Annotated in this window: 17 protein-coding genes and 1 pseudogene; 12 read left to right on the top strand and 6 right to left on the bottom strand. The window is 32.5% G+C overall.

Annotated features, from left to right (window positions below):
* Nucleotides 1-285 precede the first annotated feature (285 nt).
* The 6 genes from RH82_RS13320 (at nt 286) to RH82_RS13295 (ending at nt 6,907) form a co-directional block, all read left to right on the top strand.
* Nucleotides 286-1,314, top strand: coding sequence for a rod shape-determining protein (locus tag RH82_RS13320; RefSeq protein ID WP_034061424.1), 1,029 nt, complete (start codon nt 286-288; stop codon nt 1,312-1,314).
* 15 nt (nt 1,315-1,329) lie between these two features.
* Complete coding sequence (mreC, locus tag RH82_RS13315) at nt 1,330-2,148, top strand: rod shape-determining protein MreC (protein ID WP_034061423.1); 819 nt, start codon at nt 1,330-1,332, stop codon at nt 2,146-2,148.
* Nucleotides 2,141-2,650: a hypothetical protein gene (locus tag RH82_RS13310; protein WP_034061422.1), complete on the top strand. Its 510-nt coding sequence runs from the start codon at nt 2,141-2,143 to the stop codon at nt 2,648-2,650. Before mreC ends, RH82_RS13310 begins: the two co-directional genes overlap by 8 nt.
* Nucleotides 2,647-4,569, top strand: a complete 1,923-nt coding sequence (mrdA, locus tag RH82_RS13305; protein WP_034061421.1) for a penicillin-binding protein 2 — start codon at nt 2,647-2,649, stop codon at nt 4,567-4,569. The genes RH82_RS13310 and mrdA overlap by 4 nt, the downstream gene beginning before the upstream one ends.
* A 5-nt stretch (nt 4,570-4,574) precedes the next feature.
* A complete protein-coding gene (gene rodA / locus RH82_RS13300; protein ID WP_034061420.1) occupies nt 4,575-5,849 on the top strand; it encodes a rod shape-determining protein RodA in 1,275 nt (424 codons plus the stop codon).
* Between the two features lie 80 nt (nt 5,850-5,929).
* The gene (locus RH82_RS13295) at nt 5,930-6,907 is read left to right on the top strand and encodes a polyprenyl synthetase family protein (protein WP_034061419.1); all 978 of its coding nucleotides are present in this window, start codon (nt 5,930-5,932) and stop codon (nt 6,905-6,907) included.
* Between the two features lie 91 nt (nt 6,908-6,998).
* Here the strand turns inward: RH82_RS13295 and RH82_RS13290 are convergent, their stop codons facing one another.
* The 3 genes from RH82_RS13290 to RH82_RS13280 all read right to left on the bottom strand — a co-directional run bounded on the left by RH82_RS13290 (nt 6,999) and on the right by RH82_RS13280 (nt 13,359).
* Entirely contained in the window at nt 6,999-8,687 is a 1,689-nt protein-coding gene (locus RH82_RS13290) for a T9SS-dependent choice-of-anchor J family protein (protein ID WP_034061418.1), read from the bottom strand.
* A gap of 67 nt (nt 8,688-8,754) precedes the next feature.
* Nucleotides 8,755-10,050 (bottom strand): aryl-sulfate sulfotransferase, encoded by a 1,296-nt coding sequence (locus RH82_RS13285; RefSeq protein WP_034061472.1) that lies wholly within the window; start codon nt 10,048-10,050, stop codon nt 8,755-8,757.
* Between the two features lie 36 nt (nt 10,051-10,086).
* Nucleotides 10,087-13,359, bottom strand: coding sequence for a VCBS repeat-containing protein (locus tag RH82_RS13280; RefSeq protein WP_034061417.1), 3,273 nt, complete (start codon nt 13,357-13,359; stop codon nt 10,087-10,089).
* A 207-nt stretch (nt 13,360-13,566) separates the two neighbouring features.
* Here RH82_RS13280 and RH82_RS13275 point away from each other — a divergent pair.
* The 3 genes and pseudogenes from RH82_RS13275 (at nt 13,567) to RH82_RS13265 (ending at nt 16,047) form a co-directional block, all read left to right on the top strand.
* Nucleotides 13,567-14,129: pseudogene (locus RH82_RS13275) on the top strand (RNA polymerase sigma factor).
* Nucleotides 14,116-14,880, top strand: a complete 765-nt coding sequence (locus RH82_RS13270) for a hypothetical protein (protein ID WP_034061415.1) — start codon at nt 14,116-14,118, stop codon at nt 14,878-14,880. The pseudogene RH82_RS13275 and the gene RH82_RS13270 overlap by 14 nt, the downstream one beginning before the upstream one ends.
* 75 nt (nt 14,881-14,955) lie before the next feature.
* Entirely contained in the window at nt 14,956-16,047 is a 1,092-nt protein-coding gene (locus RH82_RS13265; RefSeq protein WP_034061414.1) for a hypothetical protein, read from the top strand.
* Nucleotides 16,048-16,127: 80 nt separating this feature from the next.
* On the opposite strand, the gene RH82_RS13260 is transcribed toward RH82_RS13265, so the two are convergent.
* Nucleotides 16,128-17,774, bottom strand: a complete 1,647-nt coding sequence (locus RH82_RS13260) for an HYR domain-containing protein (RefSeq protein WP_034061413.1) — start codon at nt 17,772-17,774, stop codon at nt 16,128-16,130.
* A 268-nt stretch (nt 17,775-18,042) separates the two neighbouring features.
* Here RH82_RS13260 and dnaG point away from each other — a divergent pair, with 268 nt between their 5' ends.
* The gene (dnaG, locus tag RH82_RS13255; RefSeq protein WP_034061471.1) at nt 18,043-20,001 is read left to right on the top strand and encodes a DNA primase; all 1,959 of its coding nucleotides are present in this window, start codon (nt 18,043-18,045) and stop codon (nt 19,999-20,001) included.
* Here the strand turns inward: dnaG and RH82_RS13250 are convergent.
* Entirely contained in the window at nt 19,996-20,622 is a 627-nt protein-coding gene (locus tag RH82_RS13250; protein ID WP_034061412.1) for a response regulator, read from the bottom strand. The two genes, dnaG and RH82_RS13250, sit on opposite strands and share 6 nt — an antisense overlap.
* A gap of 112 nt (nt 20,623-20,734) precedes the next feature.
* A complete protein-coding gene (gene nadE / locus RH82_RS13245; protein WP_034061411.1) occupies nt 20,735-21,523 on the bottom strand; it encodes an NAD(+) synthase in 789 nt (262 codons plus the stop codon).
* An 84-nt stretch (nt 21,524-21,607) separates the two neighbouring features.
* Here nadE and gldB point away from each other — a divergent pair, with 84 nt between their 5' ends.
* Both gldB and gldC read left to right on the top strand, forming a co-directional pair.
* Complete coding sequence (gene gldB / locus RH82_RS13240; RefSeq protein ID WP_156112480.1) at nt 21,608-22,570, top strand: gliding motility lipoprotein GldB; 963 nt, start codon at nt 21,608-21,610, stop codon at nt 22,568-22,570.
* The gene (gene gldC / locus RH82_RS13235; RefSeq protein WP_034061410.1) at nt 22,570-22,905 is read left to right on the top strand and encodes a gliding motility protein GldC; all 336 of its coding nucleotides are present in this window, start codon (nt 22,570-22,572) and stop codon (nt 22,903-22,905) included. Before gldB ends, gldC begins: the two co-directional genes overlap by 1 nt.

Raw genomic sequence — 22,905 nt, 5'->3', positions numbered from 1 at the left:
TCCATCGAAGCACGCTATTATAAATAAAAATTGAACAAATCGGTGATTTCTAACAGAAAATATTATTTTATATTCACCACTTAATATTTCTGCGGGAGCGCAAAAAATAAAAACAAAAAACATCTAAAAGCGATACAAAAACGTATCTACTATTTTGTGTTAATTCTAAATCATTCAGCATTAAAAATTTATACAAGAACAATGTACAATAAAGGCTGTTTTTTTCGTTAGTTTTATTACTTTTACAACATCACAATAATAACTTCATAAATTACTACTTAACGCATGGGATTTTTCGACTTCCTAACAGAAGAAATTGCAATAGATTTAGGAACTGCAAATACATTAATCATTCATAATGACAAGGTTGTTGTGGATGCGCCTTCTATTGTTGCAAGAGATCGAATTTCGGGAAAAATAATTGCAGTTGGCCAAGAAGCTAATTTAATGCAAGGAAAAACACACGAAAACATAAAAACTATTAGACCCTTAAAGGATGGTGTAATTGCAGATTTTGATGCTTCAGAGCAAATGATAAGCATGTTTATTAAAAATATTCCTGCGCTTAAAAAAAAGTTATTTACTCCATCTTTACGTATGGTGGTTTGTATTCCTTCTGGAATTACGGAAGTAGAAATGCGAGCAGTAAAAGAATCTTGCGAACGTGTAAACGGCAAAGAAGTCTATTTAATCCATGAGCCAATGGCTGCTGCTATTGGTATTGGTGTTGATATTATGCAACCTAAAGGGAACATGATTGTTGATATTGGAGGTGGAACAACCGAAATTGCTGTAATTGCCTTAGGAGGAATTGTTTGTGACAAATCTGTTAAAATTGCAGGTGATGTTTTTACGAACGATATTATTTATTACATGCGTACCCAACATAATCTATATGTTGGTGAGCGCACCGCAGAGAAAATAAAAATTCAAATTGGTGCTGCAACCGAAGATTTAGACATACCACCAGAAGACATGAGCGTTCAAGGACGTGATTTATTAACTGGAAAACCTAAACAGGTTCAAATTTCTTATAGAGAGATTGCCAGGGCTTTAGATAAATCTATTCTTAGAATCGAGGATGCTGTAATGGAAACACTATCGCAAACACCTCCAGAATTAGCTGCAGATATTTATAATACTGGTATTTATTTAGCTGGTGGTGGTTCTATGCTTCGCGGTTTAGACAAGCGTTTATCTCAAAAAACAGATTTACCAGTTTATATTGCCGAAGACCCATTACGTGCTGTTGTTCGTGGTACAGGAATTACGCTTAAAAATCTAGCGAAATACAAAAGCGTATTGATTAAATAAAACCAGCCCAAATAGATGCAACAAATAGTAAACTTTATACTAAGAAACAAAACGTTTCTTCTGTTTGTGCTATTGCTGTTTATTTCTGTGATGTTAACGATACAATCGAACAGTTATCATAGAAGTAGATTTATTAATTCGGCTAACTTTTTAAGTGGTGGTGTTTATAACACTTCAAATAACATAAGCGATTATTTTGGATTAAGAGAACAAAATAAATTACTTCAAGAAGAGAATAGCCAATTAAAAGCTATTCTTTTTAACACTAATAAAAATGCTGATTCTACTTATACTGATAGTGTGAATTTTACGAATCATTATAAATTCACAGCTGCTCAAGTGATTAGAAATAGTTATGCTTCTACTAACAATATTCTACTTTTAAACAAAGGAAAAAACGATAATATTAAACAAGATTTTGGCGTTGTTTCAAGCAAAGGTATTATTGGTATTATTGAAAAAACAGATTCGAATTTCGCAACTGTTCTTTCTATATTAAATACAACAAGCAGCATTAGTGCATTAGTTAAAAAAAGCAACCATTTTGGAGATCTAAAATGGGATGGTAACTCGCCAGAATTTATACAGCTTACAGAGATTCCAAAAATAGCTTCTGTTGCAACTGGAGATACAATTATTACTTCTGGTCGTTCTACCATTTTCCCAAAAGGGATTCCTATCGGTACTATATCTAATTTTAAATTGGACATAGCAGAAAATTATTATGAAATTGAAGTCGCTCTTTTTAACGACATGACAAATATCGAGCACGTTTATATTATTGAAAATGAGGATAAGAAACTAATAGAAAAATTATTAGACAACAATGACTAATCTTTTATCTATACATACCATCCGTTTTATTGTACTTATTTTAGTACAGGTGCTATTGTTAAGTCATGTAAATTTTATGGGGTATATAAATCCGTATCCATATATATTATTCATTATCCTTTTTCCAATAAAAAATAATAGAATGGCGTTTATTCTATTAAGCTTTCTGTTAGGCTTCTCTATAGATTTATTTTTAGATTCTGGAGGCATACATGCAGCTGCAGCATTAACAATCGCTTTTATTAGACCAGCAGCTTTAAAATTTAGTTTTGGTGCTGTTTATGAGCATCAAACAATAAAATTTAGCACTTCAGATTTTGGACAACGTATTACCTACATTTCTATACTAACTGTTATCCATCACTTTGTTTTATTTTCGTTTGAAATTTTTAACTTTTCGAAAATACTTTTAGTACTCAAAAATACGTTATTCTCTAGTATATTCACTATTTTATTATGTCTTTTAATAACTATAATTTTTAGTGGTTCAAATAAAAAATGAGACAATTTTTACTCTTCCTTTCTGTTATTCTCGTTGGTGTTATTTTTACTGCGAGGCTTTACTACTTACAAATTCACACCTCTAACAACGATAGTGTTTTTGACGACAATGCTATTAGAAAAGTGTACGACTACCCAAAAAGAGGTTTTGTTTACGATAGAAACGGCAAACTTTTAGTAGCCAACCAACCCTCTTACGATGTTATGGTTATCCCCAGAGAAGTAGTTGCATTAGATACGTTAGAATTTTGTAAATTACTAAAAATTGATAAGGCTCGTTTTATTAGTCAGTTTAAAAAAGCAAAAAAATATTCTTGGCGAATACCATCACCTTTAGTTTCGCATTTATCGAAGGAAGACTATGCTGTGCTTCAAGAAAAAATGAGGAAATTTAAAGGTTTTCATATTCAGAAGCGTTCTTTAAGACAATACGAAACAACCATTGGAGCTAATGTATTAGGCGATATTGGCGAAGTAAACAATAGAGACATCGCGAAAGATGACTATTATAAAATGGGTGACCTTATTGGTAAGCAAGGTGTTGAGAAGTCTTATGAAGATATTTTACGTGGTGAAAAAGGTCTAAAACTTATTCAAAAAGACAGATTTAATAGAAATATAGGACCCTATAAAAATGGTAAAGAAAACATTATTCCAGAACAAGGAAAAGATATTACAATCACAATAGATTCTGAATTACAAGCTTATGGAGAATGGCTAATGCAGAATAAACGTGGAGGAATAATTGCTATAGAACCAAGTACTGGCGAAATTTTAGCCATGATTGCTGCACCAACATACAACCCTAACGATTTAGTTGGCAGAAAGCGCTCTAAAAACTTCAATACATTAATAAGAGACTCTATTGCAAAACCTTTATTTAATAGAAGCTTGCAAGGTGTTTATAATCCTGGCTCTCCATTTAAGCTAATGAATGCGCTTGTAGCTTTGCAAGAAGACGTAATATCAACAAGGGAAAGCATATCGTGCTATGATGGTTACAAATACGGAAATAGTTTTATGGGATGCCATTGTGGTGGTGGTTCAAGAAACATGGTTTTAGGTATTCAAAAATCTTGTAATGCCTATTTTGCAACTGTCTATAGACGCATTTTAGATAAAGACAATAATGCTTCAAAAGGCATAGATAATTGGAGTAAACATGTAAAAAGTTTTGGGCTTGGAAATTATTTAAACAACGATTTAGTTGTTGGTCAAAAAGGAAGAATTCCAGATAGAAAATACTATAAATATGCCTACCCAAGAGAATTTTATTCTACTTATACCATTTCTAATGCCATTGGTCAAGGAGAAGTTTCTACTACTCCAATACAATTAGCTAATATGACAGCCGCAATAGCTAATCGTGGTTATTATTATACACCACATATTATAAAATCTATACAGGGTAAAACACTACCTGAAAATTTCACCAAACCTAAATACACAACTATAGACAAAGAACATTTTACACCTGTTATTGAAGGTATGTTTCAAGTTTATAATAAAGGCACAGCAAGTAGTCTTCAGGTTAAAGGCCTAGAAATATGTGGAAAAACAGGCACTGTAGAAAATTATGCGATAATAGATAGTGTAAGAACTCAACTTACGGATCATTCCATATTTGTAGCTTTTGCACCCAAAGACAACCCAAAAATAGCAATTGCAGTATTTGTTGAGAACGGCTATTTTGGAAGCAGGTTTGCTGGAAGAATTGCCAGCTTAATGATAGAGAAATACATTAATAGAACTATTACTAGAAAAGATTTAGAGGAGTGGTTATTAACTCATAGTTTGGAAAACGAATATGCGAAACCTTATTCTGGTAAACCTTTTAAAATAAATCGTGAATCGCAATATCAAGTTATTCCAATGGAAGCCATCATTGAATTACCAAATAAACCTGATCTCAAGTTATAAATTTAATGAGAAAAACTGATAGACATTTTAAATTTGACTGGATTACTATCGTGCTATTTTTTATGCTAGCAAGTTTTGGTTGGCTAAATATATTATCGGCTTCACATACAGGCGAAATAATAGACTATTTTAGTTTTACAGAATTTTATGGCAAACAGCTTATTTTCTTAATTCTATCGGTAGTACTAATTACACTTATTTTATCTATTGACGCTAAGTTTTACGAACGCTTTTCTAGCATCATCTACTTTGCGTCCCTACTCTCCTTAATTGGTTTATTCATCTTTGGAAAAAGCATAAATGGCGCCACGTCTTGGTACGATTTAGGAGGTATGACTCTACAACCTAGTGAGTTTGCGAAAGCTGCTACTGCTTTAGCTGTAGCAAAATATGTGAGTGATTTACAAACCGATATTAAACAATTTAAACATCAAATTCGAATTTTCGCAATTATTATAGCTCCTGCCTTTCTAATTTTATTACAAAAAGATGCAGGAAGTACGCTAGTATATGGCGCATTTTTCTTTGTATTATATCGTGAAGGACTTCCTAAAGTTTATTTAATTCTTGGATCTCTTTTAATAGTTTTAGCGGTACTCGCTTTAAAGTTCGGGTTGCTAATAACCATGATTATAGCAACTGTAATAGTGTTTGGTTATTATTTTTCTCTTAAAAAAAAGCCCTCATTCCTCCAACCGGCTCTAACATTATTAATTGCCTTATTAATTACTTTTGGTGTGCGTTACACTTACGACACATTGCTACCTTTCCATCAAAAAGACCGAATTACTATTTGGCTAAGTCTTGAAAAGGATGCAGGTAAGCTGGCAAAAATGAAAAAAGAGGCCGCCTACAATCTTTTAGAAAGTGAAAAAGCCATTAGTTCTGGTGGTTTTACTGGTAAAGGTTTTATGCAAGGCACGCGTACTACAGGTAAATTTGTACCTGAGCAACATACCGATTATATTTTCACAACAGTAGGTGAAGAATGGGGTTTTATAGGCAGTTTTGCAGTTGTGCTCGGGATGATACTTCTAATATTACGTATATTACATTTAGCCGAACTCCAAAAATCGCAGTTTAGTCGTGTGTATGGTTATTCGGTTGCTTCGATACTATTTATACACTTCTTAATCAATATTGGTATGGTAATGGGCTTAATCCCTACCATTGGCATTCCTCTCCCAATGTTTAGTTATGGAGGCTCAGGACTTTGGGGATTTACTATTCTTATCTTTATTTTTGTTAAACTAGATTCTAATAGAATTAATGAGTGGTAGTAAAGATTATGTTAATATTTGCCTATATAAATTTTTAAAATAAACTTTATTAGTAACTTTATAAAACTGAAATTTTTCTTTTGAAAATAACTGAACAAATAAAACAACCCATCGCTTACGAAATGGATCTTTTTGAACAAAAGTTCCGTTTAGCTATGGCTTCTAAAGTTGCTTTATTAAATAGAATCACACATTACATTGTTAACAGAAAGGGAAAGCAAATGCGACCAATGTTTGTGTTTCTTGTAGCAAAAATGGTGTCTAATGGAGAAGTTAAAGACAGAACTTATAGAGGCGCATCAGTTATAGAATTAATACATACTGCTACTTTATTGCACGACGATGTTGTGGATGACAGCAATAAACGTCGTGGTTTCTTTAGCATTAATGCGCTTTGGAAAAACAAAATTGCTGTGCTTATAGGCGATTATTTACTCTCTAAAGGTTTGTTATTGTCTATTGACAATAATGATTTCGACTTGCTTAAAATTATTTCGGTTGCAGTAAGAGAAATGAGTGAAGGTGAACTGCTTCAAATTGAAAAAGCCAGACGTTTAGATATTACAGAAGACGTGTATTACGAAATAATAAGACAAAAAACGGCCACTTTAATTGCAGCTTGTTGCAGCCTTGGCGCAGCTTCTGTTAAACCAGAGTCTCCTGAGGTTGAAACCATGCGAAAATTTGGAGAACTTATAGGTATGGCATTTCAAATTAAAGATGATTTGTTCGATTATGGCACCAAAAGCATTGGGAAACCTGTAGGTATCGATATTAAAGAACAAAAAATGACATTACCTCTTATTCATGTGCTTAACATCGTGAGTAAAAAGGATAAGAAATGGATAATCAATTCTATTAAAAACCATAATAAAGACAAACAACGCGTTAATGAAGTGATTGCTTTTGTTAAAAATAATGGTGGTTTAGACTATGCTGTAACAAAAATGAAAGCCTTTCAATCTGAAGCACTACAAATACTACAACAATTCCCAGATTCTGAGTATAAAACTTCTTTAGAACTCATGGTGAATTATGTAATTGAGCGAAAGAAGTAATTTAGAAACGCTATTTTAATCCCATAAAAAAAGCCAGTAACTACAATAGTTACTGGCTTTTAAATCTAAACTATCTAAAATATATGGACTATTAGTTAATAATTAATTTTTTAGTTATTGCTCCATGACTACTTTTTATAGTTACAAAGTAAGCAGCGGCATTTAGAGAAGAAACATCAATAGTTTTTTCACTATCTATTGTACTCCCTAAATTATAAGTTTTTACAACGCGACCTGCAATATCAACTATAATAGCCTCTTGTAAACTTACTCCATTTGGATTACTTATAGTAACAAAATCAGTAGCTGGATTAGGGTATAAACCAATTGTAATGTTTTCAACATCAAAATTATCAACACCTAAAGTATTATCTTGGAAGTTTGGACGTAGAATATATGAAACATCAACATTAAAGTCTTCATTGTTAGACCAAGTTCCATTAGGATTAGTTGGCCAATTTATCCAAGTTGTTCCAGGCGTATGTATCTCGTCAGTATGAGCAAGCGAAATACTTTCTACACCTTCTTCTACAGTTATTACATAAACACCAGGGTTCAGGTTAAAAGCACCTCCTACAATATTTGCAGTATATAGATTAGATCCTGTAAGTATTGTCACTACATCGGTTTGTGCAATAATAGCATCAGGAATCCCACCTGCCATACTCCAAACCTTAACAAATGTTGTTGATCCTGTTAATAAATCGCTTCCATTTTCTAATTGAAAAGTAACCGACAAAATAGCTTCAGTTTCAATAATATCAAATTGTTGTCCCAATTGACCACTAGTAGTTCCAGTTCCAATACCCAAAGAACCTGTTACAATACCATTATCTCTAGCATACGTATTAGTTGTAACTTCTGTATCATTACTAGTTGTAGTATCGTTAGCAGGGTCTCCATCTACTTCTGCAATAGCAACTGAATATGTAGTAGTGAATGTGCCTACTGCAGTTGGTATGTACCCAGTAAATGTAACTGCTTGAACTGCTCCTGCTGCAATAGCAATTGGAGTACTAGACTCTGTGTAAACAGTTCCTCCGCCATCTGCAACAGTTACTGTTGCTATAGCGTTTGTAACGGCATCACCTATATTATTAATAATAGCATTGGTACCCATAGCTACAATTTGTTCAAGAGGAATTTGTGTGTATTGATCTTGAGTCTCACCATTCGTTGTGATTCCAGCATCAAAAGCTGGAGGCACTTCTACTTTTACATTGTTTATTTGTAAAACAAACTTGTCTGTAGAAGTGTTTCGCCATGCAATATAAACAACTGCATTACCAACATAAGCATTTAAATTTACAGATTGAGAAGCCCAAACTCCAGTTCCACCAGAAGCGTTGGCAATTGTAAATATAGGTGCATCTGTAAAATCTGCTGGAGTATTACCTGTTGTAGAAACTCTAACCTCGTAACCATCAGCATAAGCAGCATCTGGTGCGTTTTCTTCCCATGTAAGTATTGGATCTCCTGTAAAACCTGTTAAATTCATCGCTGGTGTTACCAACCAATCGTCTGAAGTACCAGCTGGTGAATACCAAGAGGTGCTTTTTGCAACTAAATCATCTGGTGGTGCTGTAACAAGAGTAGCTTGTTCTTCTATCCATGCAGAAGTAAACTGAGCGACATTGGCGTTTACGGTATTACCGTCTACATCATAAACAGACCAAGCTGCAAATCCAGGGCCAGAGCCGTCAAAATCATCTTCAAATATTACTTGCGAGAAAGTAAAGTTTAAAGAGAAACATAATAATAATAAGGTAATTTTTTTCATGTGTGTAAAATTTAATTAATAACTTAACTGTAAATTTAATTCATTTTTTTAGAATGCAACATTTAAACTACTCAAATTCAATGTTTTGGTTTAAAATTTCTGAATCATCAAATTTATAGGCATAACATCTCCAAAATTGACTTGTATTTAAACCTGAATATTTCCATGCTATTTCACCTGTTTGGGTCACTTCCCAAAAACCATAATCGCCTTCGCAAATTAGCGTGTTACCATTTTGTAACCTTACCGCTCCAGATACTCTTCCATACTGGAGTGTTGGATCTGTAAAATCCCAAATTAGCTGTGGCTCATTATTGCTATTTGGAATTAAATTAAGAACGTCCGGCATATCCAACTCGTATACTGTAGATTGAGTTGTATTACTTCCGTTTACAAAGACTAAAACATTTCCTTCTCCCGGGACATTATCTTCTAATAGGTTGGGAAAGTGATTATTATAAAACAAACGGTTACCAAATAAGTTTTTGTAAGCTTCTGGGTTTCCAAATCTATAAATTAAATCTCCTCCCTTATTGTATGCACCACCATTACTCGTCTCTGCTTCAAGTATTGTTGTACTGTGATCGATAACCCAAACTTCACTATAATTATTTACACTCATGTATATAACATCTTTTTGGGCATCGTAATCTATACCATTAGCGTGCATGATGTCTCCATTATCTAAAGAAAAATAGTTTAAATCTATTAATTGTGGGTTACTGCTAACAGATCCAAAATTTGGTAGACTAGGAAATTGATCTTGTATTTTATGGTTATAACTATTCCATTTCCATACTATTTGATTTGTATTTGGATTTACTTCTATAAGCGTTTCTGGATATAGGTGCGATGCCGTATTTACACCTTGCTGTTGCGCCTCTAACATATCTACTTTTTCCCAAGCCAAAAATAAAATATTGCCATTTGGAAGCATTTCTACATCATGATGTGCTAGGTATTCTGAAGAGGCATATTCATATTCCCAATCTATAGATCCATCTAAATTTATAATTTTTATGACACCACCAAATCCTCCAAAGTTCACACTTGGAGTTAGTGTTTTAAACATCCCTAACAATTTACCATCTGGCATAATCTCTAAATCATTTCCAAGATTTGAAGAAAAGTTCCATTCTTTTACTTTTTTTCCAGACTTATCTACAAGATAAGATTTATCACCTCCGTTTACAACTGCCAAAACGAGACTATTATCTACTAAGGCTGCATTATAAACTTCAACATTATCTGTTAAAACAACTTCTTCTTGCATGGGTTCTTGCGTGACAACGTCGTCGTCATCTTTACAACTATTTAATAGTAAAAGACCAATGAGGCAAATAAAATATCTATTATACTTCATGTTTTTTTGGTTTGTTTTTATAGTGGGTATCATATATTATTTTAATTCAAAAATTTGAGGGAAATTATTATTTACACCCAAAATGAAACATTTTTTATTATCTAAAGTTATTTTGGTTATTGATTTCACATTATTCCAAGCAAAAAACCCAGATACTTCTGGAGTTAAAGGCTTAAAATTATTTTCACCATCTCCAATTAAACAAACTCCTCTTCCAGCATCATAGCGCACCGTTTCAACTTCTGCTTCATACAAATTTCCTGCAGCGACAATGTCTATTTTATTATCTCCATTTATATCCTCAAGCTCTATACCCATAATTGGTGAAAATTGAGCTTCATTAGGTAAGTCCTTCATTATAAAATTGCCGTTTCCATCATTAATAAAAATTGAAGATTTTAAATGCCTTGCTGTTAAATGGTGTGCTTCATCTAGATTACTACCATAAAGTTGTTTCATATCTGACTCAGCAAAAGATTTATATGTAGGGAATTTTTCTAAAAGCGAAGGCATTTGTTGAGACGAACATTCTTTTCCACGAACAGGATAATTTTTATCTCCTTCATATGCACTTAAAACCAAATCGTAACTACCATTTTTATCAAAATCACTTCCATAGATATTAAATGGTTTTTTTAAAGAGGCTTTAAATTTTGAGTTAGCACCAAGATTTCCAGCAACAAAGTCTATGTCTCCATCATTATCAATATCGCCCGATGCTAAACTAAACCATAAACCTTCTGTAGAAAGGTCTGTCTCTTTTTTTGCAAATTTTTCTCCGTCATTAATAAACTGCGTAAAACCCATCCATTCACCAACTAATGTTAAATCTAATTTCCCATCATTATTGACATCCGTAAATTCGGCACCAGTTATCATTCCCGGAAACAAAAGTGCTTTAGACCATTGACTGGTAATGTCTGTGAAATTCCCATTATCGTTTCTTAAAACATAGCTTCTTGAGGCTTTAGGGTATTCTCCTGGTGTTAACCTTCCTCCAACAAACAAATCTAAATCACCATCGCTGTCTATATCACCAGAGACGATAACTTTGGTGCTTGAGATCATTTTTGGCAAAGCATTTCTGCTTTTTATAAAATTACCATTACCATCATTTATATATAATCTGTCTTGCAAATGTTTTGAGTTTTTTACAAATTCGTTACCACCACTACAAACGTATAAATCATTATCGCCATCGTTATCTGCATCAAAAAACAAAGCACCAATATCTTCGCTTTTTATATCTTCTATAAATGGACTGTTAATAGGAGATATAAATGTTCCATTTAATTTTTGGCATCTAATTTGAGACAAATTGCCGCTAGAGCCTCCAATAAACACATCTTCTAATTGGTTTTTATTAACATCTGCAACGGCTATAACTGGACCTTGACTTGAAAGTGCATAAGGCAATAAGATTTCTCTGTCCCAATCATTAAATTTATTTTCTGTATGCTTATATTGTAAAGGTTGAGATTGCGAAATATCTTTAAAAATAGGTGTCACTTTTTCTTTAGTTAATTCTTTAAAAGCTGATTTATTATAGCTTAGATAATGTGTTCGATTACTATTTAAATTGTGAAGTATTGTAGTCTTGTTATCTGGCCAAATTATTTCTACTTTTTTAATTAAAGAAGCCTCCCCTAAGCCAAAATGTAGTTTGGTATCAACTGATGACAAATAACCTCTTGTTGGAGAAATCTCTTGGGTTTGAACTCCATATTCTGTATAAACTTTAACTTTTGCTCCAAAAGCAAACACGTTTTTTCTATTCCCTTTTAATTGAAAAGCTACATAGTTTACCTGTCCATTTAGGTTATTCTCATAAATAGAAGCTGGTTTATCAAGATTATTTACAACCAAATCCAAGTCTCCATCATTATCTAAATCTGCATACGCAATGCCGTTTGAATTTATCTTTTTATTGAATCCCCAACTTTTGGTATTGTTCTCAAAAGATAGATCGCCTTTATTTTTAAACACAAAGTTACTTTGCACACTTGATGGTGTAAACGAATAGACCTCATCTAGCGACAATTTTCCTTTTTCAGCAATCTGCTTATTTAGATTTTCTTGAAAATCCCTATCTTTAAAATCTCGATACTGTCCATTAGTAATTACCAAATCTTTTAGACCATCATTGTCGAAATCTGCAAATAGAGCTGCCCAGCTCCAATCTGTCTTGGCCACTGTGGCCAAATGAGCGATGTCGCTAAACGTGCCATTCCCATTGTTTAGTTGCAATGAGTTACTCATATATTGATAATAATTCCCTGTGGCTACTGTGTTCCAAAATTTATCGATAGACATGGATGCCATGTTTCTTTTAGAGCGAATATGAGAAGAGTAAGCCATGTCTAATTCCATGATATCTTGATGAGCATCGTTATTAAAATCTGCGATATCTATTCCCATTCCAAAGTTTGAAATATGCCTTGTACGTTGTTTTAATTCTTCTGTAAAAACACCTTTATTATTCATAAACAGGTAATCGCGGTCTTCATAATCATTACTAACATAAATATCTAGATAGCCATTATTATCGATATCAGAAACGCATAGCCCTAATCCAAAAGCATGATTATTAATGCCCAAGCTTTTAGATATTTCTATAAATTTTCCGTTATCATTTTTATAAAAGTGATCAGATTTATTTTTACCACTTTTAAACATATCGCGATACTCTTGCATAGAATATTGAAATAATTCATTGGGAACATTCATTACATAAGCATCCAAATCGCCATCTAAATCGTAATCAAAAAATGCGGCTTGGGTAGAATTAGAACCATCATCAATTCCAAAAACATGCGCTTGTTCGGTAAAAGTTAAATCACCATTGTTTATGTATAATAAATTAGATTGGTCTTTAAAATTTCTAATATCTCCTCCCCTACATACATAAACATCTAAAAAACCATCCCCATTTACATCTACAAACGTTGTTCCTGTGTGCCAGCCTTTAGCTTGTTTACCAATTGCGTTTTGGGTTATATCTTCGAATTCTAAATTCCCTTTATTTAAATATAATTTATCATCAACCATGTTTCCTGTAAAATAAATATCAGACAAACCATCGTTGTTAATATCTCCAATAGAAACACCAGCTCCATTATAGAAGTATTCATATTTAAAAGTATTAAAAGCTTCATTTTCGATAATATCGTTTGAAAATAAAACATTTGTTTTATTCATTTCTAAGAGAGAGAATAATGGCAAGTTTAGCTCTCTGTTTGCAGACCCTACTTCTTCTTTTTTACAAGAAATAAGGCAAAAAAATAGGCTAAAAGCAAAAAAACGAATCATATTTTTAAAGTTTTGTATTTTACAAACACTAATGCAAAATTAGTAACTATTTGAAGTATAGCTTAACTTTGTATTTTGTTAAAGTTAAATTAATTGAGTTCATTTTTAATTATTTTTTTTTAAAATTATAAAAATAGTATAACCATGAGGCAACCTTTTATACAAAAATCACGTCTTTATAAATAGAACCACAAAACTAATCCTTTTTTGAAAGTTATTCAACTCTATAAAAATGAAACGAAGCTAATTAAAAGAGCTCAAACAAACAATCGTGAAGCACAACACGTATTGTATGAGTTGCATGCGCCAAAAATGTTAAGTGTTTGCAGGTATTATATTAAAGATTTACAACATGCTGAAGAAGCCATGCTCAATGGGTTTTTTAAAGTATTTAAAAACTTAAAGCATTTTAAAAGTGAAGGCAGTTTTGAAGGTTGGATAAGACGTATTATGGTTAGAGAGTCTATTTCGTTTTTAAGACAACAAAAAAAATAGAGTTTTCTATCGAAGACATACAGGTTAAGCATGATTATTCAAACACTATTAATAGTGAGATTGAAGTAGAACACATCCAGAAATTAATAGATAAACTACCAGAAGGTTATAAAATGGTTTTTGTTATGTATGCAATTGAAGGCTATAAACACCAAGAAATTGCTTCTCTTCTAAATATAAATGAAGGGACTTCCAAATCGCAATTATTTAAAGCAAGAAAAATGCTTCAGCAAGAGATTAAAAAATTAAACACATCGAGTTATGGCACCAATTAAATTTGAAGAAGACATGAAAGATAGGCTCGAAAAAAGAACTATTACGCCTGCATCTAAATCTTGGGATACTCTATCGAAACGTTTAGATCACGAAGAAAAAAAGAGTAACAAAACGGGCTTTTGGTGGCTAGGTATGGCGGCAAGCATTATTGGTGTTTTGTTGGTTTCGAATTTCTTTATAAATACTAAAATAACAAATAGTACAGACAGTAGTATAGCTAAAGAAAACACAACTACCGACACTTTAAAAATTGAAGTTCCAAAACAAATAATTAGTACTCCAAAACAAGAAGTAATAGTTAAAATAGAAGAGCAAACAATAAAAAAGAGCAGGAAGAAAACAGAAAAGAAACCAATTGAAAGCACTAAATATTATGCTAATGTAAATTCTAAAAATAAGGTAAAGACAATAGTAAACAAAACTCAAGTTGAAGAACCCTTACTTGTCGACAAAAGCACAATCCAAAATGAACCTCTTGTTGCTATCGTTGAAAATATACCTGACAAAAAAAACAACATAGAAACCAAAAATAACATTACTCTAGACAACGAGATAAATTCTTTACTTGCCAAAGCGACAGAAGATATTGCAATGCAAGAACCTAAAAGTAAATCAATACCAATAGATTACAACGGTTTACTCATCGCTGTCGAAGACGATCTCGATAAAACCTTTAGAGACAAAATGTTTAACGCAGTAAGAAAAGGCTACGAAACCATAAGGGAATCTGTTGCAGAACGCAACGATTAACAAGAACAACTCATCAATTTACAATCAATATCAACAATCGCTGATAGACTTATCAGCATCAAAAAACGAACACTTATGCAAACCATTACAAAGTACATTATCATTTTAATATTAGGTTTATTTACAATTTATGCTAGTGCGCAAGACATTGAGGAGTCATCAAATAATCCAGAAAAAGAAAAGCAATTAGAGCTTTTAATAGAAGAAATTAGAACTCACGAAAAGAGTGCTTTAAAATTTGAAGTAGAACAAATCAATGATCGTGTTACAAAAAAGGAAATTACTTATGAAGAAGGCGAAGATTTAAAACAAGAAGTTGCTAAAAAAAGAGCCTTAAATATTGAAAATCGTATTTCTATATTTAAAAATAAACTAGCGTTCTACGAAAGAAACAACCTTAGAACTCCATTAGATGAAGATGGTAATGTTAAGAAAAGAGAATTTGATATTTCATTTAATTCTTTAAATGATATTAATAACTTTACAGGTGTTACAATTTTAGGTGGTAAAAAAAAACCAGTTAAATACGATTACAGAACACTTAGTGGATTAGTAGTTGCTGCAGGAATTAATAACGCTTTAATAGATGGACAAAGTCTTAGCGATTCGCCTTACAAAATTGGTGGTTCTGGTTTTTTTGAATTAGGTTTCCAGTGGAGAACACGAATTTTAAAAAATTCTAACGCTATAAGACTGAGATATGGTTTATCTCTACAATGGAATAAGTATGATTTAAAAGACAATAAGTATTTTGTTCAAGATGGTAATTTAACAACAATAGAAACATTTCCTGTAGATTTAAAACAAGCAAAATTTAGAACCACAAATTTAGTTGTACCATTATATTTCGAGTTTGGACAGTATACTAAAACCGAAAAGAAAGATCGCGTAAGATATTATAACAGAGGTTTTAAAATTGGATTTGGCGGTTATGCAGGCTTAAATATTGGAGCGAAACAAAAACTATGGTATAAAGAAAATGGAGAAAGAACAAAGCAGAAAATTAAACAAGATTATAATGTAAATCCTTTTGTTTATGGTGTTGGTGCTTATATTGGCTTAGATGATGTTAGTTTGTTTTTTAAATACGATTTATCTAACACCTTTAAAAACAACTCTATAAAACAAAATAATATTTCTTTAGGCCTTAGGCTAAATATAGAATAATTTTCATTTGAATTAGTTAGAAATAAAAAACCGCTTCAAAATAATTTTGAAGCGGACTTTTTTAAAACTTAATTTTATGGTTATTCTTTTATAAATTTCTTAATTATTGAATGTCCTTGTTGGTTAGTAATATTAATTAAATACAAACCACTTTTAAGAGCTGAAATCTCTAGCCTTACCGTTTCATTTACTTCATTAAGATTAAATGATTTAACCAGTCTTCCATTAATATCAAAAACTAAAGCAGTCTCTAGTTTAATATTTGATGAATTGCTTATAAATAAATTATTCTTTACAGGGTTAGGCAACATAGAAATACTAGTTTCTAAACTAAAAGAATCGACACTTAATACTTCATTTACAGTAACCGTAAAAGAACAAGTTTCAGAATTACCTGTAACATCTGTTACAACAAAAGTATTTGTAGTTACACCAATAGGGAAATCACTACCGCTTGCCAATCCAGCAGTTTGCTCAGGCGAATAAGGGATTTCTAAAAGATATCTGTAAGAAGCAATATCATTAACATCGTTCCATCCTCCACTAGATTGCATAACTGTATAATCTTCGTTTCCAGAATTATTTGGTTCTCCAGGATTCCAGTTATTATAAGTTGCTGGATCGCTAGTATGCCAAACAAAAGAACCTTCAGAAGCGGTATCGTTATATCCAAGAAGAATATCTCCAAGAAAGCCTGCTTTTTTTATGGCATCTAAAAGGTATGTACCATCTGCTGCGTTTCTAATGGTTCCTATAAAACCACCTTGATTTCCAGCTTCTGTAAAAGCACCGGCAGGAGAAAGAGAGGCATCTGATAAATAATAGGCCTGTCCATTTATTGTCCCTAATGGAGAAAAACCTGCTAAAGGATTAATAGCGGAGCAATTGTCTGACCCGATAACGGCATAAGTTACAACAGTTGTAGGATCTCCAGGATTAGTATCTGCCATTATATTTGCAGGACAATTTACTACTGGATTTTCAGTATCATTTACAGTGACATTAAAGCTGCAACTCACAGTATTGTTATCACTATCTGTAACTGTGTAAGAAACAATTGTAGTTCCTATAGGGAAACTACCTGCAGAAGGCTGCCCTGTAATTAAAGTAGGTGTTAAACTACCATCTTCTGTATCGCTTACTGTAATAGTATAAGTAGCAACACCATCACATTGTCCAGCAGTATTATCTACTGTAATATCTCCCGGACAGGTAAAAACAGGTGTATCTCCAATAGCACTATACAATTGCACATCTGCAATTTGATTTATAGTACTTGTGCCACACGTACCAGTAAAATTAACTCTATAAAAAGTATAAGCTGTAGTGCTAGCAAAAGAGTAGGTTCTATTGAATAAACGGGTTGAAACACATGGAATTGTTCCAGTAGCAACACTAGTATATGCATTACCATCGTTAGAACCAAGGATTTCGTAGGCAGTCGGATCGCGTTCCGGAGCATCATTTGCTGTAACTATTTCCATTGCAATTGCAATGTGAGAAACACCTAATAAGTCGACATCAAATCCAATACCATCTCCAGCATTGAAATCTAAGAATTTTGTAGCAGAATTTTGATCGATAATATTCTGAACACCTTCTGCACCTGGAGAATTAACGCTCCCAAAATTAACAGCTGTGTGAATAGCATCATCAAAAATGCCTTGAGCAAAAATTATAGCAAAGCTAAATATTGATAGCAAAAAAGATAATGTAATTTTTTTCATAATGTGGATATTTATTAATTAACGATGCATAAATATAAAGCTTTATTTTTTTGTTGGAGAATAAATTCTCCTATTGATTGAAGGTACTTTTTTTCACTTCTCTAAACATCGTGTTTTAAAACTGTAAAAATAATTCAGATCTAAAGTTAAATAAGTGTGTAGAAGTTTGGAATAAATTCAGGTTTTTGTCATTCAGCATTTGATGAAGAATCCACAAATTATATTACATTTACGGAGTAATTCCGCGGAAGCGATAAAAATTTCAAAATTGATATCAAAATCATCCATAGACCTAGTATATGAAACTGCTCGATTAGAGGAGGTTATTGGCGATTTTGTACAATTAAAAAAAGCGGGAAGTAATTTTAAAGGTTTAAGTCCGTTTAGCGAAGAACGCTCACCAAGCTTTATGGTATCTCCAGTAAAGCAAATATGGAAAGATTTCTCAAGTGGTAAAGGTGGAAATGTTGTTGCCTTTTTAATGGAACACGAACACTTTACCTATCCAGAAGCTATAAAATATCTCGCTAAAAAATACAATATCGAAATTGAAGAAACCGAACAGTCTAACGAGCAAAAAGAAGCACAAGATCAACGCGAAAGTCTTTATTTAGTTAGCGAATATGCCAACACCTATTTTAAGCATATTTTACATAAAACAGACAAAGGCAAAGCTATAGGTTTAAGCTACTTTAAAGAGCGTGGCTTTACAGATGAAACTATTAAAAAATTCGATTTAGGCTATTGTACAGACGCGTGGAGTGCTTTTACAGACGAAGCCATCAAGAAAGGTTACAAGTTAGAATTTTTAGCAGCAACTGGGTTAACTATAGATAAAGGCACTAAACAATTCGATAGGTTTAAAGGTCGTGTGATGTTTCCAATACAAAGCATGAGTGGTCGTGTTTTGGGTTTTGGTGGGCGTATTTTAACCAACGACAAAAAAGCTGCTAAATATTTAAATTCACCAGAGAGCGATCTTTACCATAAAAGTAAAGTGTTGTACGGTATTTACCATGCAAAACAGAGTATTGCCAAAGAAGATAATTGTTATTTGGTAGAAGGCTATACAGATGTTATACAGTTTCATCAAACGGGTATTACTAATGTAGTATCCTCTTCTGGAACGGCCCTAACTAGCGACCAAATTCGATTAATAAACAGACTTACAAAAAACATTACTGTACTTTTTGATGGTGATGCGGCAGGAATGCGTGCCTCGCTTCGTGGTATTGATCTTATTTTAGAGCAAGGCATGAATGTTAGGGTGTGTACTTTTCCTGAAGGCGAAGACCCAGACAGTTTTGCAAAAACGAATACACTAGTAGAATTAAAGCATTATCTAGAAGAAAATGCTAAAGATTTCATTCAGTTTAAAGCTTCCATTTTATTTGAAGACTCTAAAAACGATCCTATAAAAAAGGCAGAAACTATTAGAGATATTATTAATAGTATTGCTAAAATACCAGACCGTATTAAACGGGAAGTTTATATCCAGGAATGTTCTAGAATAATGGATATAAGTGAAGGCGTATTGTTTAGCACACTTGCACAACTCACACAAAAAGAGGCAAACGATCAATCTAAACAACAACAAAAACCACAGCAAGCATTTGAAGTTATTAAGCACCAACAACCCCTAAAAAAGGTTGATGTGCAATTTGTTTTAGAACGAAAAATTATAGAAATACTCCTCCTTTATGGTAATAAAACCCAAGATTTCGAAGACCTTGTTTTAAAAGAAAATGAAAACGGTGTTTTAATTTTAGAACCTATTATTCATCAAGCGAAAGTGTTCGAAAAAGTGTTTTTAGACTTACAAGATGATGAAATGGAATTTTCTAACGAGCAGTTTAAAAGTTTGTATTACAAAATAATAGAAACTTTAAATCAGAACCCTGAATTTTCATCACAGCATTTAATTAATAGTGTAGATGCTCAGGTTGGCAATGAAATCACTACCATTTTAATGGAAGATGAACGCTATTTTTTATCAGATTGGAATCGTAAAGATATTTTTCCAAAGTTAAAAACAGAAAGTATTCCGCAATTAGTAAGTGAGACTATTTTAAGTTTACGCTGCCATTTAATTGATAGAAAAGTAATTGGTTTTCAGCAACAAACTTTGGAGAATAAAAATGAGGTGAACAGAAGTGTTTTAGAAGAGGTGAAAGATTATTCAGGTTTAAAAATGCTATTGTCAAGAAAACTAAATCGGGTTCTATAAATCCATTGTATTAGAGATATTAACAAGATCCACCAAATTATCTACATTTAATTTCTTCATTAAACGTGCGCGATAAGTACTTACCGTTTTTTCGTTAATAACAAGCTCTTTAGCAATATCTTTATTACGCTTTCCAGAAGCTAGTAATTTTAAAACCTCGACCTCTCTTGTAGATAATTTTTTATAATAGGAGCTCCCTTTTAAACCTTTAGCGTTTTTATTTAATCGAAGCATAAGTGCATCACTTAAATGCAACCCATCACTATTAACTTTTAAAATAGCCTCTTTAATAGTTTCTAAACTGGCAGATTTTGGTATAAACCCATTAGCTCCAGCTTTAATAGAACTTACAGCATAGACCTCTTCAGATTGTGCACTAAACATAATAATTTTTACATTAGGGAAATCTGTTTTTATACGTCTTATAGCAGTAATACCGTTAAGTTTAGGTAAATCGATTTCGGTCAATATAACATCAACAGGAGTCGTTTTTAAAAAATCAAAGATCGCTTCACCATTATTTACGCTGCCCATAAATTTTATATCACGCATTGCGCTAAATATAAGCTCTAGACCTTTACAAACAATAGGATGCTGATCAACAACTAGTAACTTGACCATAATTTTATAAATTTCATTTGTTATGTTTAACCAATTAAAGGTTAAACAAAATTAACAATAGGCTAAAATAATAACCGCTCAAAGGTAACGAATATTATATTATATATAACGTTTAGTTTAATTCTTTAGGAATTTCACAAATAGGAATCGACAACATCTTATGTTTGTTTAACCTATTGTATTTGTTATAGATAATAAATACTTCTTTTTCTCTTCCATTAAAATCTGCTTCAGTATTACCATCTTCACTTTTTTGCATAGCCCACTCTAATTCTGGATACGAAGCACCTATTTGGTCTTCATCGCTTCTAGTATCACCAAAAAGACCATCGCTTGGTGCAGCTTTCATTATAGAATGTGGAACCTCCAGAGAATCTCCAAGGGCATAAACTTCACTTTTTAGTAAATCGGCAATCGGACTCAAATCCACACCACCATCTCCATATTTAGTATAAAACCCAACACCAAAGTCTTCCACTTTGTTTCCTGTCCCTGCCACTAACAAGCCTAATAATCCGGCATGATAATATAAAGTTGTCATCCTTAACCGCGCACGCGTATTCGCTAAAGCCATATCTACAACAGCTTGTTTTCCTTTAAGAGACACTTCAGTTTTAAATTCCTCAAAAACTGGAGTTAAGTCTGTTTGCGTTTCACTTACGTTTGGAAAACGTGCTTTTAATTGTTTAATATGTTCTTGTGCTCGAGAGACGTGACTAGCTGCTTGATGAATTGGCATTTCTATACACAAGACGTCTAATCCTGTTTTTGCGCATAAAATTGATGTTACTGCAGAATCAATTCCGCCAGAAATACCCACAACAAACCCATTAACTTTTGCGTTATAAGCATAGTCTTTTAACCAATTAACGATATGATTTACTACTTTTTCTGTTTGCATTTTTTGAAGTATTTAAAACAAAGAATAGTACCTTTGCCAAACAAAAATAAAGCAAACACTTTATTAATAAAAATGAAAAGCCTTTTGAAACCTATTTATTTTCTTTTACTCACTTTTTTAAGCATTTTTTCTTGTGAAAAGGAAGATAAAACTGAAAGTGAAATTGCTAAAATAAGTATTAATCTTACCGTAGAACGCTTTGATAAAGCTTTCGCTGAAGTCACACCCAAAGACCTACCTAAACTGAAGGGCACATTTCCGTTTATGTTTGCAAAACAATATGATGATTCTTTTTGGTTAGACCGACAAAAAGACACACTACAAATAGAATTACAAAACGAAACCATAAAAAAATATAAAGATTTAAAAACTGAAGCTTTAGAAATAGAATCTTTATTTCAGCATTTAAAATTTTACTTCCCGCAATTTAAAACACCAAGAGTAGTTACTGTAGCTTCAGACGTGGACTATATAAATAAAGTTATTGTTACGGATACTATTGTTGTATTACCATTAGCCAATTACTTAGGTCAGGGCCACTTTTTCTATCAAGGGCTTCAAGCGTATATAGCCCAAGATTTGGAACCTGAATTAATGGTTGTTGATTTGGCTAACAAATATGCTAAGCATTATACTTTTGAGCAACGCAGAAAAACATTTTTAGACGATTTAATTTACGAAGGCAAACTGTTATATTTTAAAGATAAAGTCATTCCGTTTAAAAGCAATTCGCAAAAATTAAGCTACACAGATACTGAGTATAAATGGGCTCAAGCTAATGAGGAATATATTTGGCGTTATTTTGTAGATAAGGAATTACTTTACAATACAGACCCAAAACTTGCAAGTCGGTTTATTAATCCTTCGCCATTCTCCAAGTTCTATCTAGAACAAATAGATAGTGATTCGCCTGGAGAACTTGGTAAATATATTGGCTGGCAAATAGTACGTGCTTATATGGAAAACAATACCATCTCTTTTAAGCAAATGCTTACAAAAAGCACTAAAGAAATATTCGATAACGCAAATTACAAACCAAGAAAATAATGGCTAACTTAAAATCTAAAATCACATTAAACGTAGAATTAGACGAGAATCGTGTTCCAGAAAAAATAAACTGGACCGCTCAAGATGGAGGTATTACAAATGCCGAAGCTAAAGCGATGATGCTTTCGGTTTGGGATAGTACTGCTCAAGAATCTTTACGTATAGATTTATGGACTAAAGATATGCCTGTAGATGAGATGAAAATATTCTTCCACCAGACTTTAGTAGCTATGAGTAGTACTTTTAATCGTGCAACACAGGATGATAAAATGACAGCTACAATGAAAGATTTTTGTGATTATTTTGCTGAAAAACTAGAGTTGAATAAAAAATAG

It is taken from the genome of Lacinutrix jangbogonensis, from assembly GCF_000797445.1.
Classification (GTDB): domain Bacteria; phylum Bacteroidota; class Bacteroidia; order Flavobacteriales; family Flavobacteriaceae; genus Lacinutrix; species Lacinutrix jangbogonensis.
This window is presented reverse-complemented; position numbering and strand designations above follow the sequence as displayed.

Coding starts and splice junctions, on each gene's coding strand:
- RH82_RS13320 (WP_034061424.1), top strand. CDS start 286: ATGGGATTTTTCGACTTCCTAACAGAAGAAATTGCAATAGATTTAGGA.
- mreC (WP_034061423.1), top strand. CDS start 1,330: ATGCAACAAATAGTAAACTTTATACTAAGAAACAAAACGTTTCTTCTG.
- RH82_RS13310 (WP_034061422.1), top strand. CDS start 2,141: ATGACTAATCTTTTATCTATACATACCATCCGTTTTATTGTACTTATT.
- mrdA (WP_034061421.1), top strand. CDS start 2,647: ATGAGACAATTTTTACTCTTCCTTTCTGTTATTCTCGTTGGTGTTATT.
- rodA (WP_034061420.1), top strand. CDS start 4,575: ATGAGAAAAACTGATAGACATTTTAAATTTGACTGGATTACTATCGTG.
- RH82_RS13290 (WP_034061418.1), bottom strand. CDS start 8,687: ATGAAAAAAATTACCTTATTATTATTATGTTTCTCTTTAAACTTTACT.
- RH82_RS13285 (WP_034061472.1), bottom strand. CDS start 10,050: ATGAAGTATAATAGATATTTTATTTGCCTCATTGGTCTTTTACTATTA.
- RH82_RS13280 (WP_034061417.1), bottom strand. CDS start 13,359: ATGATTCGTTTTTTTGCTTTTAGCCTATTTTTTTGCCTTATTTCTTGT.
- RH82_RS13270 (WP_034061415.1), top strand. CDS start 14,116: ATGGCACCAATTAAATTTGAAGAAGACATGAAAGATAGGCTCGAAAAA.
- RH82_RS13265 (WP_034061414.1), top strand. CDS start 14,956: ATGCAAACCATTACAAAGTACATTATCATTTTAATATTAGGTTTATTT.
- RH82_RS13260 (WP_034061413.1), bottom strand. CDS start 17,774: ATGAAAAAAATTACATTATCTTTTTTGCTATCAATATTTAGCTTTGCT.
- RH82_RS13250 (WP_034061412.1), bottom strand. CDS start 20,622: ATGGTCAAGTTACTAGTTGTTGATCAGCATCCTATTGTTTGTAAAGGT.
- nadE (WP_034061411.1), bottom strand. CDS start 21,523: ATGCAAACAGAAAAAGTAGTAAATCATATCGTTAATTGGTTAAAAGAC.
- gldC (WP_034061410.1), top strand. CDS start 22,570: ATGGCTAACTTAAAATCTAAAATCACATTAAACGTAGAATTAGACGAG.